The organism is Streptomyces sp. NPDC002386, from assembly GCF_053593175.1.
On the sequence record NZ_JBSFBX010000010.1, the window covers coordinates 222,176 to 239,001 of the forward strand.

Annotated in this window: 14 protein-coding genes; 10 read left to right on the forward strand and 4 right to left on the reverse strand. The window is 72.3% G+C overall.

Annotated features, from left to right (window positions below):
* Nucleotides 1–45: 45 nt before the first annotated feature.
* The 3 genes from ACWCPN_RS21635 (at nt 46) to hutH (ending at nt 3,727) form a co-directional block, all read left to right on the forward strand.
* Entirely contained in the window at nt 46–840 is a 795-nt protein-coding gene (locus tag ACWCPN_RS21635) for an enoyl-CoA hydratase/isomerase family protein (RefSeq protein WP_392292087.1), read from the forward strand.
* A 109-nt stretch (nt 841–949) separates the two neighbouring features.
* The gene (locus tag ACWCPN_RS21640) at nt 950–2,092 is read left to right on the forward strand and encodes a diguanylate cyclase domain-containing protein (protein ID WP_451208466.1); all 1,143 of its coding nucleotides are present in this window, start codon (nt 950–952) and stop codon (nt 2,090–2,092) included.
* A 96-nt stretch (nt 2,093–2,188) separates the two neighbouring features.
* The gene (gene hutH / locus ACWCPN_RS21645; RefSeq protein WP_451208689.1) at nt 2,189–3,727 is read left to right on the forward strand and encodes a histidine ammonia-lyase; all 1,539 of its coding nucleotides are present in this window, start codon (nt 2,189–2,191) and stop codon (nt 3,725–3,727) included.
* A 434-nt stretch (nt 3,728–4,161) separates the two neighbouring features.
* Here hutH and ACWCPN_RS21650 read toward each other — a convergent pair whose 3' ends face one another.
* Both ACWCPN_RS21650 and ACWCPN_RS21655 read right to left on the reverse strand, forming a co-directional pair.
* Entirely contained in the window at nt 4,162–4,932 is a 771-nt protein-coding gene (locus ACWCPN_RS21650; protein ID WP_392292090.1) for a hypothetical protein, read from the reverse strand.
* Between the two features lie 42 nt (nt 4,933–4,974).
* Nucleotides 4,975–5,292 carry an LAETG motif-containing sortase-dependent surface protein gene (locus ACWCPN_RS21655; RefSeq protein ID WP_451208469.1) on the reverse strand — a complete coding sequence of 106 codons (318 nt, stop codon included), beginning with the start codon at nt 5,290–5,292 and terminating at the stop codon, nt 4,975–4,977.
* Nucleotides 5,293–5,401: 109 nt separating this feature from the next.
* Here ACWCPN_RS21655 and ACWCPN_RS21660 point away from each other — a divergent pair, with 109 nt between their 5' ends.
* The 6 genes from ACWCPN_RS21660 to ACWCPN_RS21685 all read left to right on the forward strand — a co-directional run bounded on the left by ACWCPN_RS21660 (nt 5,402) and on the right by ACWCPN_RS21685 (nt 13,770).
* On the forward strand, nt 5,402–5,749 hold the full coding sequence (locus ACWCPN_RS21660; RefSeq protein WP_451208472.1) for a hypothetical protein: 348 nt from the start codon (nt 5,402–5,404) through the stop codon (nt 5,747–5,749).
* Nucleotides 5,750–5,968: 219 nt separating this feature from the next.
* Entirely contained in the window at nt 5,969–7,219 is a 1,251-nt protein-coding gene (locus tag ACWCPN_RS21665) for a L,D-transpeptidase (RefSeq protein WP_451208474.1), read from the forward strand.
* Between the two features lie 154 nt (nt 7,220–7,373).
* Nucleotides 7,374–8,849, forward strand: coding sequence for an ABC transporter permease (locus ACWCPN_RS21670; RefSeq protein WP_451208477.1), 1,476 nt, complete (start codon nt 7,374–7,376; stop codon nt 8,847–8,849).
* A 68-nt stretch (nt 8,850–8,917) separates the two neighbouring features.
* Entirely contained in the window at nt 8,918–9,601 is a 684-nt protein-coding gene (locus ACWCPN_RS21675; protein ID WP_451208480.1) for an ABC transporter ATP-binding protein, read from the forward strand.
* A gap of 243 nt (nt 9,602–9,844) precedes the next feature.
* Nucleotides 9,845–13,147 carry a S8 family peptidase gene (locus ACWCPN_RS21680; protein ID WP_451208483.1) on the forward strand — a complete coding sequence of 1,101 codons (3,303 nt, stop codon included), beginning with the start codon at nt 9,845–9,847 and terminating at the stop codon, nt 13,145–13,147.
* A gap of 110 nt (nt 13,148–13,257) precedes the next feature.
* Nucleotides 13,258–13,770 carry a hypothetical protein gene (locus ACWCPN_RS21685; protein ID WP_451208486.1) on the forward strand — a complete coding sequence of 171 codons (513 nt, stop codon included), beginning with the start codon at nt 13,258–13,260 and terminating at the stop codon, nt 13,768–13,770.
* 60 nt (nt 13,771–13,830) lie between these two features.
* Here ACWCPN_RS21685 and ACWCPN_RS21690 read toward each other — a convergent pair whose 3' ends face one another.
* Nucleotides 13,831–14,727 (reverse strand): helix-turn-helix domain-containing protein, encoded by an 897-nt coding sequence (locus ACWCPN_RS21690; protein ID WP_451208489.1) that lies wholly within the window; start codon nt 14,725–14,727, stop codon nt 13,831–13,833.
* A gap of 178 nt (nt 14,728–14,905) precedes the next feature.
* Between ACWCPN_RS21690 and ACWCPN_RS21695 the strand changes: the two genes are divergently transcribed.
* Entirely contained in the window at nt 14,906–15,946 is a 1,041-nt protein-coding gene (locus ACWCPN_RS21695; protein ID WP_199211749.1) for an NAD(P)-dependent alcohol dehydrogenase, read from the forward strand.
* Between the two features lie 85 nt (nt 15,947–16,031).
* On the opposite strand, the gene ACWCPN_RS21700 is transcribed toward ACWCPN_RS21695, so the two are convergent.
* Complete coding sequence (locus ACWCPN_RS21700) at nt 16,032–16,769, reverse strand: hypothetical protein (RefSeq protein ID WP_451208493.1); 738 nt, start codon at nt 16,767–16,769, stop codon at nt 16,032–16,034.
* Between the last annotated feature and the right edge of the window lie 57 nt (nt 16,770–16,826).

Consider the following 16,826-nt stretch of genomic DNA (forward strand, 5'->3'; position numbering starts at 1 on the left):
TGATCGGGCCGACAGTGAGTTAACCCGCGTTAACCGGAGGGTGTCATGAGCGAGGAGCGGTACGGGGAGTTCGTGCTGGTGCGGCGGCACGGGCACGTGGCGGAGCTGGTGCTGGACCGGCCCAAGGCCATGAACGCCGTCTCGACGGAGATGGCCCGCTCCCTCGCGGGCGCGTGCGCGGCGCTCGCCGCCGACCGGGAGGCGCGGGTGGTCGTGCTGACCTCCTCGCACGAGCGCGCGTTCTGCGTCGGGGCCGACCTGAAGGAGCGGAACTCCTTCAGCGATGCCGACCTGGTGAAGCAGCGGCCGGTGGCGCGCGGGGCGTACACCGGGGTACTGGAGCTGCCGATGCCCACGATCGCGGCCGTGCACGGCTTCGCGCTGGGCGGCGGCTTCGAGCTGGCACTGTCCTGCGACCTGATCGTGGCCGACCCGACGGCGGTGGTCGGGCTGCCGGAGGTGTCGGTGGGCGTGATCCCGGGCGGCGGCGGCACGCAGCTGCTGCCCCGGCGGGTGGGCGCCGCCCGGGCCGCCGAGCTGATCTTCACGGCGCGGCGGCTGGACGCGGCGGAGGCCGCCGGTATCGGCCTGGTGGACGAACTGGTGGAGGAGGGCCGGGACCGCGAGGAGGCGCTGGCGCTGGCGGCGCGGATCGCGGGCAACTCGCCGGTGGGGCTGCGGGCCGCCAAGCGGGCCCTGCGGCTCGGGCACGGACTGGACCTGCGGGCCGGGCTGGAGGTCGAGGACGCGGCGTGGCGTTCGGTGGCGTTCTCCGGGGACCGGGCGGAGGGCGTGGCGGCCTTCAACGAGAAGCGCACGCCGCAGTGGCCGGGGGAGTGAGGGAGCGGCCGGGTGTCGCGCCGCGGCCGCGCCGGGCCGGCCGCCACGGTGAGTCAGCGACGGTCTCTTAATGTTCCTGTTCATCCCATTTTCTTCCTAATCTGGAGCAATGGGTGAGGACAAGCGGCTGGCCGCAGTGGTGGCGCTGGCTCAGGGGATGGCCGCGGCGCGTGCGCCGAAGGAGTCGTGGCGCGCCGCGGCGCTCGGCGCGTGCTGGGCGCTGGACGGCAGCTTCGCCGCGCTGTCGGTGTGGGAGCGGGACCTGGGCCGGCTGCGGGTCCTGGTGAACGTGGGGGAGCGCCGCCCGGACGAGGAGGAGTTCCCGGAGTCGGAGACCTATCCGGTGCACCAGTTCCCGGAGATCACCGAGTTCCTGCACGAGCGCTGGGTGGGCGGGGGCGGCCCGAACGCCTGGGTGGAGACCGCCGGGGGCACGGCCGCCGGCGACCGCGGCTACTTCCACCAGCGGGTGGCCGCGCTGCGCCGCCGCGGCCGGGGCTGCTGTGTGGTCGCCCCCGTCGTGCTGCACGGCCGGGCGTGGGGCGAGCTGTACGTGGCCCGGGCGGTCGGCGTGCCGGTGTTCGGGCCCCCGGACGCCGACTTCGCCACCGTGCTGGCCGCCGTCGTCGCCGCCGGGCTGGCCCAGACCGAGCGGCTGGAGGAGGCCCGCAGGCTGGCGTTCACGGACGCCCTCACCGGGCTCGCCAACCGCCGCGCCGTGGACGTGCGGCTGGAGGAGGCCGTCGCGCGGCACCGCACCCGGGGCGTGGTCGTCAGCCTCGTCGTCTGCGATCTCAACGGGCTCAAACGGGTCAACGACACCCTCGGGCACGCCGTCGGCGACCGGTTGCTGGAGCGGTTCGGCTCGGTGCTCTCGCTGTGCGGTGCGATGGTGCCGGGGGCGCTCGCCGCGCGGCTCGGCGGCGACGAGTTCTGTCTGCTGGTGACGGGGCCGCCCGCCGACGACGTGGTCAAGGCGGCGGACGAACTGTGCCGGCGGGCCGGGGAGCTGGAGCTGGGCGAGGGCGTGGCCTGCGGCGTCGCCTCGACCGACGACCCGATCGGTCCGGTGCACGACGCCCGGCGGCTCTTCCGGCTGGCCGACGCCGCGCAGTACCGGGCCAAGGCGCTGGGCGCGGACCGGCCGGTGGTGGCGGGCCGGGAGGGCCCGGACGACCCCGTCGTACGCCTCGCCGACGAACCCTCGCCGGAGCGGGCGGAACGGCGCCGCTTCCGGGGCCGGCTGCCCTGAGGGCGTGTGAGGTGAAGCTCACGGAACGGTAAGGGGCGCCCCCGCGCCCCACTAGTGACACCAACGCATTCAATGCGTACGCTCCTGAATATGGATATGCACACTGTGGTGGTGGGGACGTCCGGTGTCACGGCGTCCGACGTTCTCGCCGTGGCGCGCGGCGGTGCCCGCATCGAGCTGTCGGCCGAGGCCGTGGCGGCCCTCGCGGCGGCCCGGGAGATCGTGGACGCCCTGGCGGCCAAGCCCGACCCGGTCTACGGCGTCTCCACCGGTTTCGGAGCCCTGGCGACCCGGCACATCAGCCAGGAACTGCGGGCCCAGCTGCAGCGCAACATCGTCCGCTCGCACGCCGCCGGCATGGGCCCGCGGGTCGAGCGCGAGGTCGTACGCGCCCTGATGTTCCTGCGGCTGAAGACCGTCTGCTCCGGACACACCGGCGTCCGGCCCGAGGTCGCCCAGACCATGGCCGACGTGCTCAACGCCGGGATCACCCCGGTCGTGCACGAGTACGGCTCCCTGGGCTGCTCCGGCGACCTCGCCCCGCTCTCCCACTGCGCCCTGACCCTGATGGGCGAGGGGGACGCCGAGGGCCCCGACGGCGTCGTGCGGCCCGCCGGCGAGCTGCTCGCCGAGCACGGGATCGCCCCCGTCGAGCTGCGCGAGAAGGAGGGGCTCGCCCTGCTCAACGGCACCGACGGCATGCTCGGCATGCTGGTCATGGCCCTCGCCGACCTCGACACCCTCTACAAGTCCGCCGACGTCACCGCCGCCCTCAGCATGGAGGCGCTGCTCGGCACGGACAGGGTGCTCGCCCCCGAGCTGCACGCCATCCGCCCGCACCCGGGGCAGGGCGCCTCCGCCGCCAACATGCTGGCCGTGCTCAAGGGCTCCCAGCTCACCGGCCACCACCAGGACGACGCCCCCCGCGTCCAGGACGCCTACTCGGTGCGCTGCGCCCCGCAGGTCGCCGGCGCCGGCCGGGACACCCTGGCGCACGCCCGCCTCGTCGCCGAGCGCGAGCTGGCCTCCGCCGTCGACAACCCCGTGGTGCTGCCCGACGGGCGGGTCGAGTCCAACGGCAACTTCCACGGCGCGCCCGTCGCCTACGTCCTGGACTTCCTCGCGATCGCGGCCGCCGACCTCGGCTCCATCGCCGAGCGGCGCACCGACCGGCTGCTGGACAAGAACCGCAGCCACGGCCTGCCGCCGTTCCTCGCCGACGACGCCGGCGTCGACTCCGGTCTGATGATCGCCCAGTACACCCAGGCCGCGCTGGTCAGCGAGATGAAGCGGCTGGCCGTCCCGGCGTCCGCGGACTCCATCCCGTCCTCCGCCATGCAGGAGGACCACGTGTCCATGGGCTGGTCGGCCGCGCGCAAGCTGCGCACCGCCGTCGGCAACCTCGCCCGGATCATCGCCGTCGAACTGTACGCGGCCACCCGCGCGATCGAACTGCGCGAGGGACTGAGCCCGGCGCCCGCCTCCCGTGCGGTGATCGACGCCGTGCGCGCCGCCGGTGTGCAGGGTCCGGGCCCGGACCGCTTCCTGGCCCCCGACCTGGCCGCCGCCGACGCGTTCGTACGCGGCGGACGCCTCGTCGCCGCCGCCGAGTCCGTGACGGGGCCGCTGGCCTGACCTCCGCCGCCCGGTGGGGGTGCCGTCACCCGGCACCCCCACCCGGCGCACGCGATCCGGGCTCCCGCCCGCCTCTGGGCTTCCAGCGCGGTCCGCTCGCCGCCGCGGCACCCACCCTGAGCATGACGGGCAAACGGACGCGGTCCCGCACCACCGAGGCCGCGTTCCTCGCGTACTCGGAGACCGACGTCGAGCACGACCTGGTGCGCATCATCCAGTTGCTCAGCGGCCGGGACGGCCGTCCCGCCCGGCGGCGCCGCGCGCCCGCGACCCCGCGGACCGCTACTACGAGCCCGCCGCCTTCCTGAGGGCCCTGGAGGCGCGGGCTTCCGGGCCGGGGGACCGGCCCCGGGACCCCTGGACGCGGTAGGGCCTCCCGGAGCATTGCTCCGGGAGGCCCTACCGCCCGCCCGTCCCCGCGCGGGAACGGGCCGTCACTTCAGCTTGGCCGCCTGAGCCTTGATGACCGGCGCCGAGACCGTGTACGGCTTCTTGGACATCATCGCGCCGATGTTGATCGTGGAGTACGTCGCGAGGGTGTTGCCGTGCCGCACGACCTCGCCGTGCAGCGGCATGTCGCCCTCGTCGGAGCCGGCGTTGGTCGCCGTGAAGGCCACCGACTCGTCACCGGTGCCCGAGGACTTCTCCTCGGCGACCTTGCTGAACTTCCCCTTCTCGCCGTCCTGCTCTCCGGCGAAGCCGCCCGCGCACGCCTTGACCGCGTCCGAGACCGACTTCAGGGCCTTCTCGGCGCCGTCACCGTCGTACGAGGCCAGGGTGACCACCGTGACGTCCAGGTCCATGGACTTGCCGAGCGCGTCCTCGAACTTGCCGTCGGCCAGGTCGTCCAGGGACGTGGCGTCGTCCGTGGGGTCCTTCTTGTCCTCCGTGGCCATGCGGCTGGCCTGAGCCGCCGGCTCGCCGGGCGCGATGGCGGTCAGGGCCCGCAGCAGCGGGTCGCACCGGGTGTCCTCCGCCTTGACCTTGTTCTTGTCGGGCAGGCCGCCCTTGACGGCCCCGACCTTGAACCCCGGCACCTCGCCCTTGGCGATGACCCGGTCCTTCAGTTCGGCGGCGGTCAGCGCCTTCGCCGAACCGCCCTTGCCGTCCCCGGAACCGCCGTCGGAGCAGCCGGTGAGGAGGGCGAGCGACAGTGCGCCCACCGCCGCGGTGGCGCACAGCCGCGCGCCCGATGATCTCTTCATGAGCGGACTATGAACGCGCTGTCAAAGGATCGTCAAGCGAGATTAAAGTCCGAGGCGTTCCCGGCGTACCGAATACACCACGAACCCGGCGCCCACGGTGAGGAAGAGGCTGCCGCCGACGACGTACGGCGTGGTGTCGAAGCTGCCGGTGTCGGCCAGCTCCGTGGTGTCCGCGGCGTCGGCCGTCGTGGCCTCGCTCACGGCCTTCGCCTGCTGGGTGACCGGTGTCGTCGAGGCCACCTCGGTCGTCGCTCTCGCCGTGTCGTCCTGGGACGCGTTGGCGGACGGGACGAACCACAGGGCGCACAGCAGCGTCCCCGCGGCGGTGGCGGTCAGCAGCGGACGGCGAGCGGATGACACGGAATATCGATCCCCTTGTGACGCTGGCGAATTGGCCGTGTGGGGCGATGTTAGTGAAAGTCGCGGGTCACAGGAAAGTCACGGGGGGTTTCAGCCGTACGCTCCCGCCATGAACACGGAAGATGCATCCAGATTTGTCCGCCTTCGGGTGGAGTTGGTCCTCGAGGTGCAGGACGAGGACGGGCTGACCAAGGCCGCGCTGCGCCGGCTCGCCGCCGATCCGGAGGTGCCGCAGGAGGAGCGCTCGCACGCCGAGAGCGCTGTGACGGAAGACACCGCGGAGGCCCTTGCGTATCTCGTGGACCCGTTCGACCTGGTCAGCGAGGTGCCCGGGGTGGAACTCCAGCAGGCGTCCTGGTCCTGCGAGAGCATCGACTACGACCCCGACGCACCAGACTGGGACGTGGACGAGGATGATGGAGAGGAGGGCGACGAAGAAGAGGGCGGCATCGGCTGAGCGTCCCGGGGCACTTGTGCACCCCGGACGGCAACCGCCGTCCGGGGCTTTGTCGTCTCAGGGGGCGCACGGACGACTTCGGTACCACCCGGTCGCCGGCGGGCGTGGGGAGACCCACACCCGCGGGCCGTGTGGAGCGGAGCGGATCGACCGTAGCGTGGAAGGTTCCCATGGGGACTCGGGGTTCTCGCGATTTCGGCAACGATGGAGAAGCGTGTGATGACGGACAGTAAGCGGCGCAAGGGCCTGACGGTCGCGTCCGCACTGCTCGGCGGTGTGCTGGTACTCACCGGATGTTCCGGGGGCGACGACGACGCCAAGGCCTCCGGCAGCGGTGACACCTCGCAGGCCAAGGCCGACGAGGCAGCCGCCAAGAAGTCCTCCGAGGCCCAGATCACCATCACGCCGAAGGACGGCTCCAACAACGCCTCCATCAACAACTCGGCCGCCGTCAAGGTGGCCAAGGGCACCCTCACCAACGTGTCCATGACCACCGAGGACGGCAAGGCCGTGTCCGGCGCGCTGTCCGCCGACCGGACGAGCTGGAAGCCCAGCGCGCAGCTCGACCGGTCGACCACCTACAAGCTCGCCGCCGAGGCCAAGGACTCCGCGGGCCGCGTGGCCCACGAGAACGCCTCCTTCACCACGGTCTCCCCGACCAACAGCTTCATAGGCAACTTCTCGCCGGAGGACGGTTCGACCGTCGGCGTGGGCATGCCGGTCTCGATCAACTTCGACAAGGCGATCACCAACAAGGCCGCCGTGCAGAAGGGGATCTCGGTCACCTCCAGCAGCGGTCAGGAGGTCGTGGGGCACTGGTTCAACGCCAACCGCATCGACTTCCGCCCGGAGGCGTACTGGAAGGAGAACTCCACCGTCACGCTGAAGCTCGCGCTCGACGGCGTCGAGGGCGCCTCCGGCGTCTTCGGTGTGCAGCAGAAGACGGTCACCTTCCACATCGGCCGCAACCAGGTCTCCTACGTCGACGCGCAGACCAAGAAGATGAAGATCACGCAGGACGGCAGGACGGTCAAGACCATCCCGATCTCCGCCGGTTCGCCGGAGAACAAGACGTACGAGGGCATCATGGTGATGTCCGAGAAGTTCAAGGAGACGCGCATGAACGGCGCGACCGTGGGCTTCACCGACGACGACGGCAAGGGCGAGTACGACATCAAGGACGTGCCGCACGCCATCCGGCTGACCAGCTCCGGCACCTTCCTGCACGGCAACTACTGGGGCGCGAAGTCCATCTTCGGCAGCGTCAACACCAGCCACGGCTGCGTGGGCCTGTCCGACACCAAGGGCGCCAAGGACCCCAGCACCCCCGCCGCCTGGGTCTACGACCACTCCCTCGTCGGTGACATCGTGGTGGTCCGGCACACCGGCGACAAGACCGTCTCCCCGGACAACGGCCTCAACGGCTGGAACATGGACTGGGCGCAGTGGAAGGCCGGTTCGGCCGTCTGATCCCGCGCCTGCCGCGTCTTCGCTCCGGTGCCGCCCCTGTCCCAGGGGCGGCACCGGCGTTTTCCCGGCCCTTCCCGGGCCGGGGCACAGCCTTCTCATGGTTCTTTTATTTCGGCCTTATCGAGTCATCACGGTCCGTCCCTAGCTTGCGGGCATGTTCTTCACCTACCTGAGGCGCGAACTGCGCCGCCGTAGAAAGGCGGCCCTCGTCGTCGCCTCCGGTCTCGCGCTCGGCATCGCGCTCGTCATCGTGGTCAGTTCGGTGTCCAGCGGCATGGGGAAGGCCCAGGACAAGGTCCTGCAGTCGCTGTACGGGCTGGGCACGGACATGACCGTGACCAAGGCCGCGTCGGCGTCCACCGGCGACGCGCAGCGGCCGCGCTTCCGGTTCGACGCGCAGAACGACGGCGACTCCAAGTCCCAGAGCAGCGACCGGGTCATGGTGCAGGGCCTCACCACCCTCGCCTCCTCGACCGTCACCGAGGTCGCGGACCAGCAGGGGGTCTCCTCGGCCGTCGGCGGGCTCAGCCTCAACGTGGTGAAGGTCGACGGCCGGTTCACCCGGGGCCAGTTCCAGCAGAACGGCGGCGGCACCCAGCAGGGCCGTCCCGGCGGCGCCGGGGGCGGACAGCCGCAGGGCGAGGTCCGCGGCGGCGGCGCCGACTTCGACATCAACCAGTACACCGTCTTCGGCACCGACGTCACCAGGACCGCGCTCGGCCCGCTGACCTCCTCGAAGATCACCAGTGGCCGCACCTTCCGGACCACCGAGACCGACGCCAAGGTGGCCGTGGCCGACTCGGCGTACGCCAAGACGAAGAAGTACAAGGTCGGTTCGACCGTCACCGTGAAGGGCACCGGGTTCAAGGTGATCGGCATCGCCACCGCCGGCAGCGGTGACGCGGCGGCCGACCTGTACGTACCGCTGAAGCGGGCGCAGACCCTCGCCGGCGAGAAGAACAAGATCACCACGATCTACGTCAAGGCGGCCGACTCCCAGCGGATCGACTCGGTCAAGAGCGCCGTCCAGAAGAACGTCCCGGGTACGACCGTCACCACCTCCGCCGACCTGGCCAAGACCGTCTCCGGTTCGCTGTCCACCGCCTCCTCGCTCGCGACCAAGGTCGGCAAGTGGCTGTCGATCGCGGTGCTCGTGGCCGCGTTCCTGGTGGCCGGTCTGCTCACCTCCGCCGCGGTCTCCCGGCGGGTGCGCGAGTTCGGCACGCTGAAGGCGCTGGGCTGGAAGTCCGGCCGGGTGATTCGGCAGGTGGTCGGCGAGGCCGTCGTCAACGGCCTGGTCGGCGGCGCCCTCGGCATCGCGCTCGGCCTCGCGGGCGCCTACGCCGTGACGGCGGTCAGCCCCAGCCTCCAGGCGCAGCTCGGCGGCGGCACGGGCGGCGGCGGACTCGGCGGTGTGCCCGGCGGCGGACCGGGCGGCGGCGGTGGCTTCGGCGGACCCGGGCGGCAGGCCGCCAGGACCCTCGAAGTGACCCTCACGGCGCCGGTGGGCGTCACCACGATCGTCCTGGCGGTGGGCCTCGCGGTCGCGGGCGGCCTGATCGCGGGCGCGTTCGGCGGCTGGCGGGCCTCGCGGCTGCGTCCGGCCGACGCGCTGCGGCGCGTGGAGTAGCCGCCGGCCCGCACGAAGGCACGGCACCCGACGACGCGCATCCACCGAACGCCCCCTCAGGAGTCCCCATGTACGAACTCAGGAACGTCACCAAGCGCTACACGAGAGGCAAGGAGACCGTCCACGCCCTCGACGGCATGGATCTGACCATCGCCGACGGCGACCGCCTGGTCATCCAGGGCCCCACCGGCGGGGGCAAGTCCACCCTGCTGCAGATGCTCGGCGGCCTGGACCGCCCCACCTCCGGTGAGGTGGTGCTGGACGGCACCGACCTGGCCAAGCTCTCCGAGAGCCGGCTGACCCGGGTCCGCAGCGAGAACATCGGCTTCGTCTTCCAGTCCTTCAACCTGATCCCCACCCTCACCGCCCAGGAGAACGTCGAGACCGCCCTGGTCCCGCTCGGGGTGAAGGTGCGGGAACGGCGCGAACGGGCGGCCGAGGCGCTGCGATCCGTCGGCCTCGGCGAGCGTGTGGCCCACCTGCCCTCGGAGATGTCCGGCGGACAGCAGCAGCGCGTGGCCATCGCCCGCGCGCTGGTCAAGCGGCCCAAGGTGCTGCTCGCCGACGAGCCGACCGGCAACCTCGACGAGGGCACGCGCGACGAGATCATGGACGTGCTCGAACGCCTGTGGAGGGAGCACGCGCTGACCTTCGTCATGGTCACCCACGACTCCTCGATCGCGCGCAAGGCCCCGCGGCTGGCCACCCTCCGCAAGGGGAGGATCAACGTCAGGGAGAACGCGGGCGCCTGACGGCGCATAACACCGCTCGCGCTCGGGGGACCGCGCGGTTGTGCAACGGTGTCCCGCCCGGCGCGTAACAATTCCTGGCGGGGCTTTGCGCCGCTCTCCCCGCTCTTGAGCCGTCTGATCGGCCCCCGCCATACTGCGTGCCCCGGGGGGAGTTGGCGTGCATGTGTACGAATCTTCCCCCGGCCGGGTGAACGGGGAATTCGCCCGGTACCTCATCTCCAGGGGGAGATCTTGCGCAGACAAGTGAAAAGAGCAGCTGCGGCGGGCGTGGCCACCGCCGCAGCCGTCGCCCTCGCAGCGGGTATGACCAGCCCCGCGTCGGCGAAGCCCGGCCCGCAGGCCCCGGCCGGCGCCTCCTCGTTCAGCGCCAGGCACCACGTCACCCTGATCACCGGTGACCGCGTGGCCCTCGACGGCAGGGGCCGGGTCGTCGGCCTGCGCCGGGCCGAGGGGCGCGAGCACATACCGTTCCAGGTCCGCCGGGCACACGGCCACACCCTGGTCGTCCCGGCCGACGCGGCCCGCCTGGTCGCCGACGGCACGCTGGACCAGCGGCTGTTCGACATCACCGAGCTGAACCGCGCGGCCACCCGCAAGGCCCAGAGGAACGGCCTGAAGGTCATCGTCGGCTACCGCGGCACCGCCACCGCCGCCAGGACCGGCGTCCGCGACGCCGGCCGGCTGCGCCGCAGCCTCAAGACGCTGAACGCGGACGCCGTGCAGGCCCCGGCCCGGAGGACCGGCGGACTGTGGGACGCGGTGACGAACGGCGACCGGGCCGCCTCCGGCATCGCGCACGTCTGGCTCGACGGCGTCCGCCAGGCGGCCCTGGACAAGTCCGTGCCGCAGATCGGCGCCCCGACCGCCTGGGCGGCCGGCTACACCGGCAAGGGCGTGAAGGTCGCCGTCCTGGACACCGGGGTGGACGCGACCCACCCGGACCTCAAGGACCAGGTGATCGGCGCACGGAACTTCACCGCCGCCGCCGACGCCACCGACCACTTCGGGCACGGCACGCACGTCGCGTCCATCGTGGCGGGCACGGGCGCCAAGTCGGGCGGCAGGTACAAGGGTGTCGCGCCGGACGCCGAGATCCTCAACGGCAAGGTCCTGGACGACTCCGGCTCCGGTGACGACTCCGGCATCCTCGCCGGCATGGAGTGGGCGGCCGCGCAGGGCGCCTCGGTCGTCAACCTCAGCCTCGGCGGCTACGACACGCCCGAGGTGGACCCGCTCGAGGCGGAGGTCGACAAGCTCTCCGCCGAGAAGGGCATCCTGTTCGCGATCGCCGCCGGCAACGAGGGTCCCCAGTCGATCGGTTCGCCGGGCAGCGCGGACGCCGCCCTCACCGTGGGCGCCGTCGACAAGAAGGACAGGCTGGCGGACTTCTCCTCCACCGGACCGCGGACCGGAGACGGCGCCATCAAGCCGGACGTCACCGCGCCCGGCGTCGACATCACCGCCGCCGCGGCCAAGGGCAGCGTCATCGACAAGGAGGTCGGCGAGAAGCCCGAGGGCTACCTGACCATCTCCGGCACCTCGATGGCCACCCCGCACGTCGCGGGCGCCGCCGCGATCCTGAAGCAGGAGCACCCGGACTGGGGCTACGCCGAGCTGAAGGGCGCGCTCACCGGCTCCGCGAAGGGCGGCAAGTACACGCCGTTCCAGCAGGGTTCGGGCCGGATCGCGGTCGACCGGGCGATCAGGCAGTCCGTGGTCGCCGAGCCCGTATCGGTCGGCTTCGGTACCCAGGCCTGGCCGCACACCGACGACAAGCCGGTCACCAGGCGGCTGACGTACCGCAACCTCGGCGACGAGGCCGTACAGCTCCACCTGACGAGCACCGGGACCGACCCCAGGGGCCACGCCGCCCCGGCGGGCTTCTTCAAGCTCGCCGCGACCACGGTGACCGTCCCCGCGCACGGCACGGCCTCGGTCGGCCTCACCGCCGACACCCGGCTGGGCGGCACCACCGACGGCGCCTACTCCGCCTACGTGACCGCGACCGGCGGCGGGCAGAGCGTCCGCACGGCCGCCGCCGTGCAGCGCGAGGTGGAGTCGTACGACCTGACCCTCAGGTTCATCGGCCGCGACGGCAGGCCGGCCCCGTACTACGGCGCCGACCTGACCGGTGTCGCGGGCCTGGCGAACGGCCGGTCCCTGAACCCGTACGACAAGTCCGGCACGGTGAAGGTGCGCGCCCCCAAGGGCACGTACATCCTCAACAGCGGGGTCTTCGTCGACCCGGAGGACGCCGCCAAGGGCGCCGACTGGATCGCGCAGCCGAAGCTGAACGTCACCGGGAAGCGGACGGTCACCGTCGACGCGCGCAAGGCCAGGCCGGTGGACATCACGGTGCCCGCCTCCCGCGCCAGGTCCGAGTTCGCCGCACCGGAGTTCGACGTCACCGCCGGCGACGTCCAGTACGGGTACGGCTGGCTGCTCGACTCGTACAAGAACTTCCGCACCGCGGCCCTGGGCCCGCGGCCGGCCTCCGGCACCCTGTTCCAGCAGTGGGACGGCCACTGGTCGAAGGGCGCGACGGAGGAGTACGCCATCACCTCCGGCGGCCCGGTCGGGCAGCTCGCCACCGGCTACACCAAGCACTACAGGGCGAGCGAACTCGCCACGGTCAAGGCCCGGATGGGTGCCTCCGCCGGCGGCAAGAAGGGTTCCGTGGGCGCGGTGGGGTGGCTGCCCGGCAGCGGCAGCGCCTCCTCGATCAGCATCCCGCAGAAGCTGCCCGGCACCCGCACCCTGCACCTGTCCGCCAAGGGCGGCGTGCGCTGGCAGTTCGAGTTCGAGCAGGACGGCGGGGTCGACGAGGACGGCTTCCCCGTCGCCGACGGCGGCTACACGTCGGACCCGCGGCCGTTCGCGGCGGGCAGGACGTACACCAGGACCTTCAACACCGCCGTCTTCGCCCCGCACGTCGGAGCGGACCTCGGCGTCTTCCGGGACGGCAACGAGATCTACGGCTCGCTGCCGCTGTTCGCCGACGGCTCCGGGCACAGCGGGTACTCGACGTTCTCCTCGGTGCGCACGGTCCTGTACCGCGACGGCGTCAAGGTCGGCTCCAACGACGACCCGCTGTTCGGCAGCGAGACCTTCAAGGTCCCGGCCGGTGACGCCGCCTACCGGCTGACCACCTCGGTCCGGCGTCCGGCGACGGTCGCCAGGGCCTCCTCGCGGATCGACGCGAGCTGGACCTTCCGCTCGAAGAAGCCCGCCAGCGGCTTCGCCGAACTCCCCGTCTCCGCACTCCACTTCGGTGTGAAGACCGGTCTGGACAGCCGCGTCGAGGCCGGGAAGAGGACCACCTTCCCGGTCACCGTCGAGGGCGCGGCCGCGGGCCGCGGCCTGAAGTCCCTGAAGGTGTACGTCTCCTACGACGGGAAGACCTTCGAGCGGACCGAGGTCCGCGGCGGCAGGATCACCGTGAAGAACCCGGCGCGGAACAAGTCCGTCTCGTTCCGCGCCAGTATCACCGACAAGAAGGGCGACAAGGCGCTGATCACCGTCTACGACGCCTACTACGGCAAGTGAGCGGCGGGCGGCGGCCCGCGGTGCACTGAGCCGGGGGGGCGTGCCGGGAGTGGCTTCCGGCACGCCCCTCGCCGTGTACCGGCGCGCCCGGCCGACGTAGGGTCCCCCTCGTGACCGCCGCCATGACCGCAATGATCACAGCCGTCGTCGGTGTCCTCGGCACGCTCCTCGCGCCGGTGCTCGCCCAGCGCCACTCCGACCGCCGGCGCCTGGAGGAGGCCGAACGGGACGAGCGACGGCGGCTGTTCGAGGACCGGCGCGACGCGTACACCGCCATGAACCGGGCCTCGCGCCAGTTCCACACCCTGCTGAAGGACGCCCTGCACCGGGTGCGCGACGGCGTCTACGCCGAGCAGGACCGGGCGCAGCTGGAGGATGCCCGGCGGGAGTACCGCGACCGGTACGCCGAGGCGCAGATGGTGGTGCCGGAGCGGATCCTGGACGCGTCCCGGGCCGTGAACGAGGTACTCGCCCGTATCGACGCCGTGGTCAAACGGCTCGACCGGGAGCTGGCCCGTGAGGGCGAGAGCGCCGAGGGGGCCCTGCGGGACCTGACGGAGGCCGAGCCCCTGCTCACCGCGATGCGCCGGCTCATGCGGGCCGACCTGGGCGTCGAGGACTAGGGGGCGTCACCCCGATCTTCGCGGGTCCGCGACGCCCGGCCCGGCACCGGCGGCCCCGGATCAGGCCGACGGCACCCCGCGGGCCGCGTCCGTGCCCCAGCTCGCCAGCAGCCGCAGGGACTGCGCCGACGGGGAGTCCGGCTCGGCGTGGTAGGTGAGCAGCGCCTGGTCGCCGTCGTCCGCCAGCCGGAAGGTCTCGAAGCTGAGCGAGAGGTCGCCCACCAGCGGATGCCGCAGGCGCTTGACGCCGTAGCTCTTCTCCTTGACGTCGTGCGTCGCCCACAGGCGGCGGAACTCCGCGCTCTTCACCGACAGCTCGCCGACCAGGGCGGACAGCCGGGGGTCGTCCGGATAGCAGCCCGCGTCCATGCGCAGGGCGCAGACGATGTCGATCGCCTTCTGCTCCCAGTCGACGAACAGGTCCCGGTAGTCCGGGCGCAGGAACACCATCCGGGCCCAGTTGCGCTCGGCGGGCGCCAGCTCCGACCAGTCGCCGAAGACCGCGGCCGCCATCCGGTTCCAGGCGAGCACCTCCGTGCGCCGGCCGACCACGTACGCCGGGACGCCCTCCAAGGAGTCCAGCAGCTGGCGGAGCGCCGCCCGCACCTGCTGCTGCCGTGCCGCCGGCTTCTTCTTGTGCGCCGCCGGCTTGGCCAGGTGAGTCAGATGGGCGTGCTCGGCGTCGGTCAGACGCAGGGCCCGGGCGATGGAGTCCAGCACCTCCGCCGAGACGTTCCGGCCGTTGCCCTGCTCCAGCCGCGTGTAGTACGCCACCGAGACCCCGGCGAGCTGGGCCAGCTCCTCGCGGCGCAGCCCCGGCACCCGGCGGCGCCGGCCGAAGTCGGGCAGCCCCACGTCCTCCGGCTTCAGCCGGGCCCGCCGGCTGCGCAGGAACTCGCTCAGCTCGGCCCACCGGTCCAGAGGTGGTCCCGCGGCCGCTTCCGGCTGTACATCCATACGGCAAGTATCCGTGGTGCCGCGTGGTCGTACGCAGGCCAGCCTGTCCCCGCCAGTGGTAGGCACGGTGGTCGTACGAAGAAGCGGACCTGGGTGAGCCGCGGGACTTGGGGCACGCTGGAAGACGTACCTGGCCGGAAGGCGACCGGGCACCGAGAGTCCGCTAGGAGATCCCCCCATGACCACTGTTGCCGCCTATGCCGCGCCCGCCGCGAAGGCTCCGCTGGAGCGGACCACGATCGAGCGGCGTCCGGTCGGCGAGTCCGACGTCCTGATCGACATCAAGTTCGCCGGCATCTGCCACTCCGACATCCACCAGGCCCGTGAGGGCTGGGGAGAGGCGATCTTCCCGATGGTCCCCGGTCACGAGATCGCGGGTGTCGTGTCCGAGGTCGGTCCCGGCGTCACGAAGTTCGCCGTGGGCGACCGGGTCGGAGTCGGCTGCATGGTCGACTCCTGCCGCGAGTGCGACAACTGCAAGGCCGGGCTGGAGCAGTACTGCGACCGCGGCCCGACCTGGACCTACAACGCCGTCGGCAGGGACGGAGAGCCGACCTACGGCGGCTACTCCGAGAAGATCGTCGTCGACGAGAACTACGTCGTCCGCGTCCCCGACGGCCTGTCCCTGGACGTGGCCGCACCGCTGCTGTGCGCCGGCATCACCACGTACTCGCCGCTCAGGCGCTGGAACGCGGGCCCCGGCAAGCGCGTCGCCGTGGTCGGCCTCGGCGGCCTCGGCCACATGGGCGTCAAGATCGCGCACGCGATGGGCGCCGAGGTCACCGTGCTGTCCCAGTCCCTGCGCAAGAAGGACGACGGCCTGCGGCTGGGCGCCGACCACTACTACGCCACCAGCGACCCGGAGACCTTCGAGAACCTGAAGGGCACCTTCGACATCATCCTGAACACCGTGTCGGCCCCGATGGACTTCGGCGCCTACCTCTCGCTGCTGCGCACCGGCGGCTCGATGGTGAACGTAGGCCTGCCCGAGGAGCCGGTCCACGTGGCCCTGACCTCGCTCTTCGGCAACCTGCGCAACCTGACCACCTCCAACATCGGGGGCATCCCCGAGACCCAGGAGATGCTGGACTTCTGCGCGGAGCACGGTCTGGGCGCGGAGATCGAACTGATCGGCGCGGCCGAGATCAACGACGCGTACGAGCGCGTGGTGGCCAGCGACGTCCGCTACCGCTTCGTCATCGACACCGCCACCATCTGACGGATCCGGCCCACCGGCCGGCGCGCCGAGCGCGTCGGCCGGCGGCCGCCGGTCGTCCGGGGCGGGGCCGTCCGGCCCGTCCGCCTCAGGCGACGCCGAAGCCCTGCCCGTCGGCGTACGACCGCACGGTCACCGCGCCGTCCGCTCCGGGCCGTACGAGATGCGCCCGCCCGAGCCCCGCGACGCGGGCGGTCGGCCCGGCCACCTCCACCACGGTGTTCTCGTCGACGGCGACGCCGCAGGGCGCGTCCCCGCGTGCCACCGCCGCGACCAGCCGAGCCAGCGTCCCCCACTGGGCGGCGTGCACGTCCACCGTGAACGGCACCAGCCCCAGACCCGGCCGTACCGCGACCTCCTCCAGGTCCTCCGCGGTGTCCTCGGGGCAGACCGGGACCCCGTCCACCAGCCAGCCGCCGACCACCGCCCGCCGCGCGGCGACGGCGGCACCCGCGGAGAACCCCGCGTACGGCAGTCCGCGCTCGGCGAGCAGCCGCGGCAGCCGGTCCGCGCAGCCGGCGAACGCCTCCTGGTAGGCGGGCGTCAGACCGCCGCACACCAGCAGCCCGTCGGCGCCGTCCAGTGTCTCCTCCGGCTCGAACCGCCCACCGAGCGGCACGAGCGCCGGCACGGGCGTGCACCGGGCCCCGCTGCGGCCCAGCGCCCCCGCGAACCGTTCGAACTGCTCCGGCCCGTCACCCTCGTCCACGACGGCACAGCCGATCCGCGGCACACCGCCGGCGCGCTCCGCGGCCGCCCGCAGAAACGGCGCGTAGACCTCCGCGTGGTCCCAGCCGCCACCGATCAGAAACGTACGACCGCCCATCCGGCCCCTCCCGTCCTCACACGTCTTCTCGTCTCTTCCGTGCGAGGGGTGAATGTA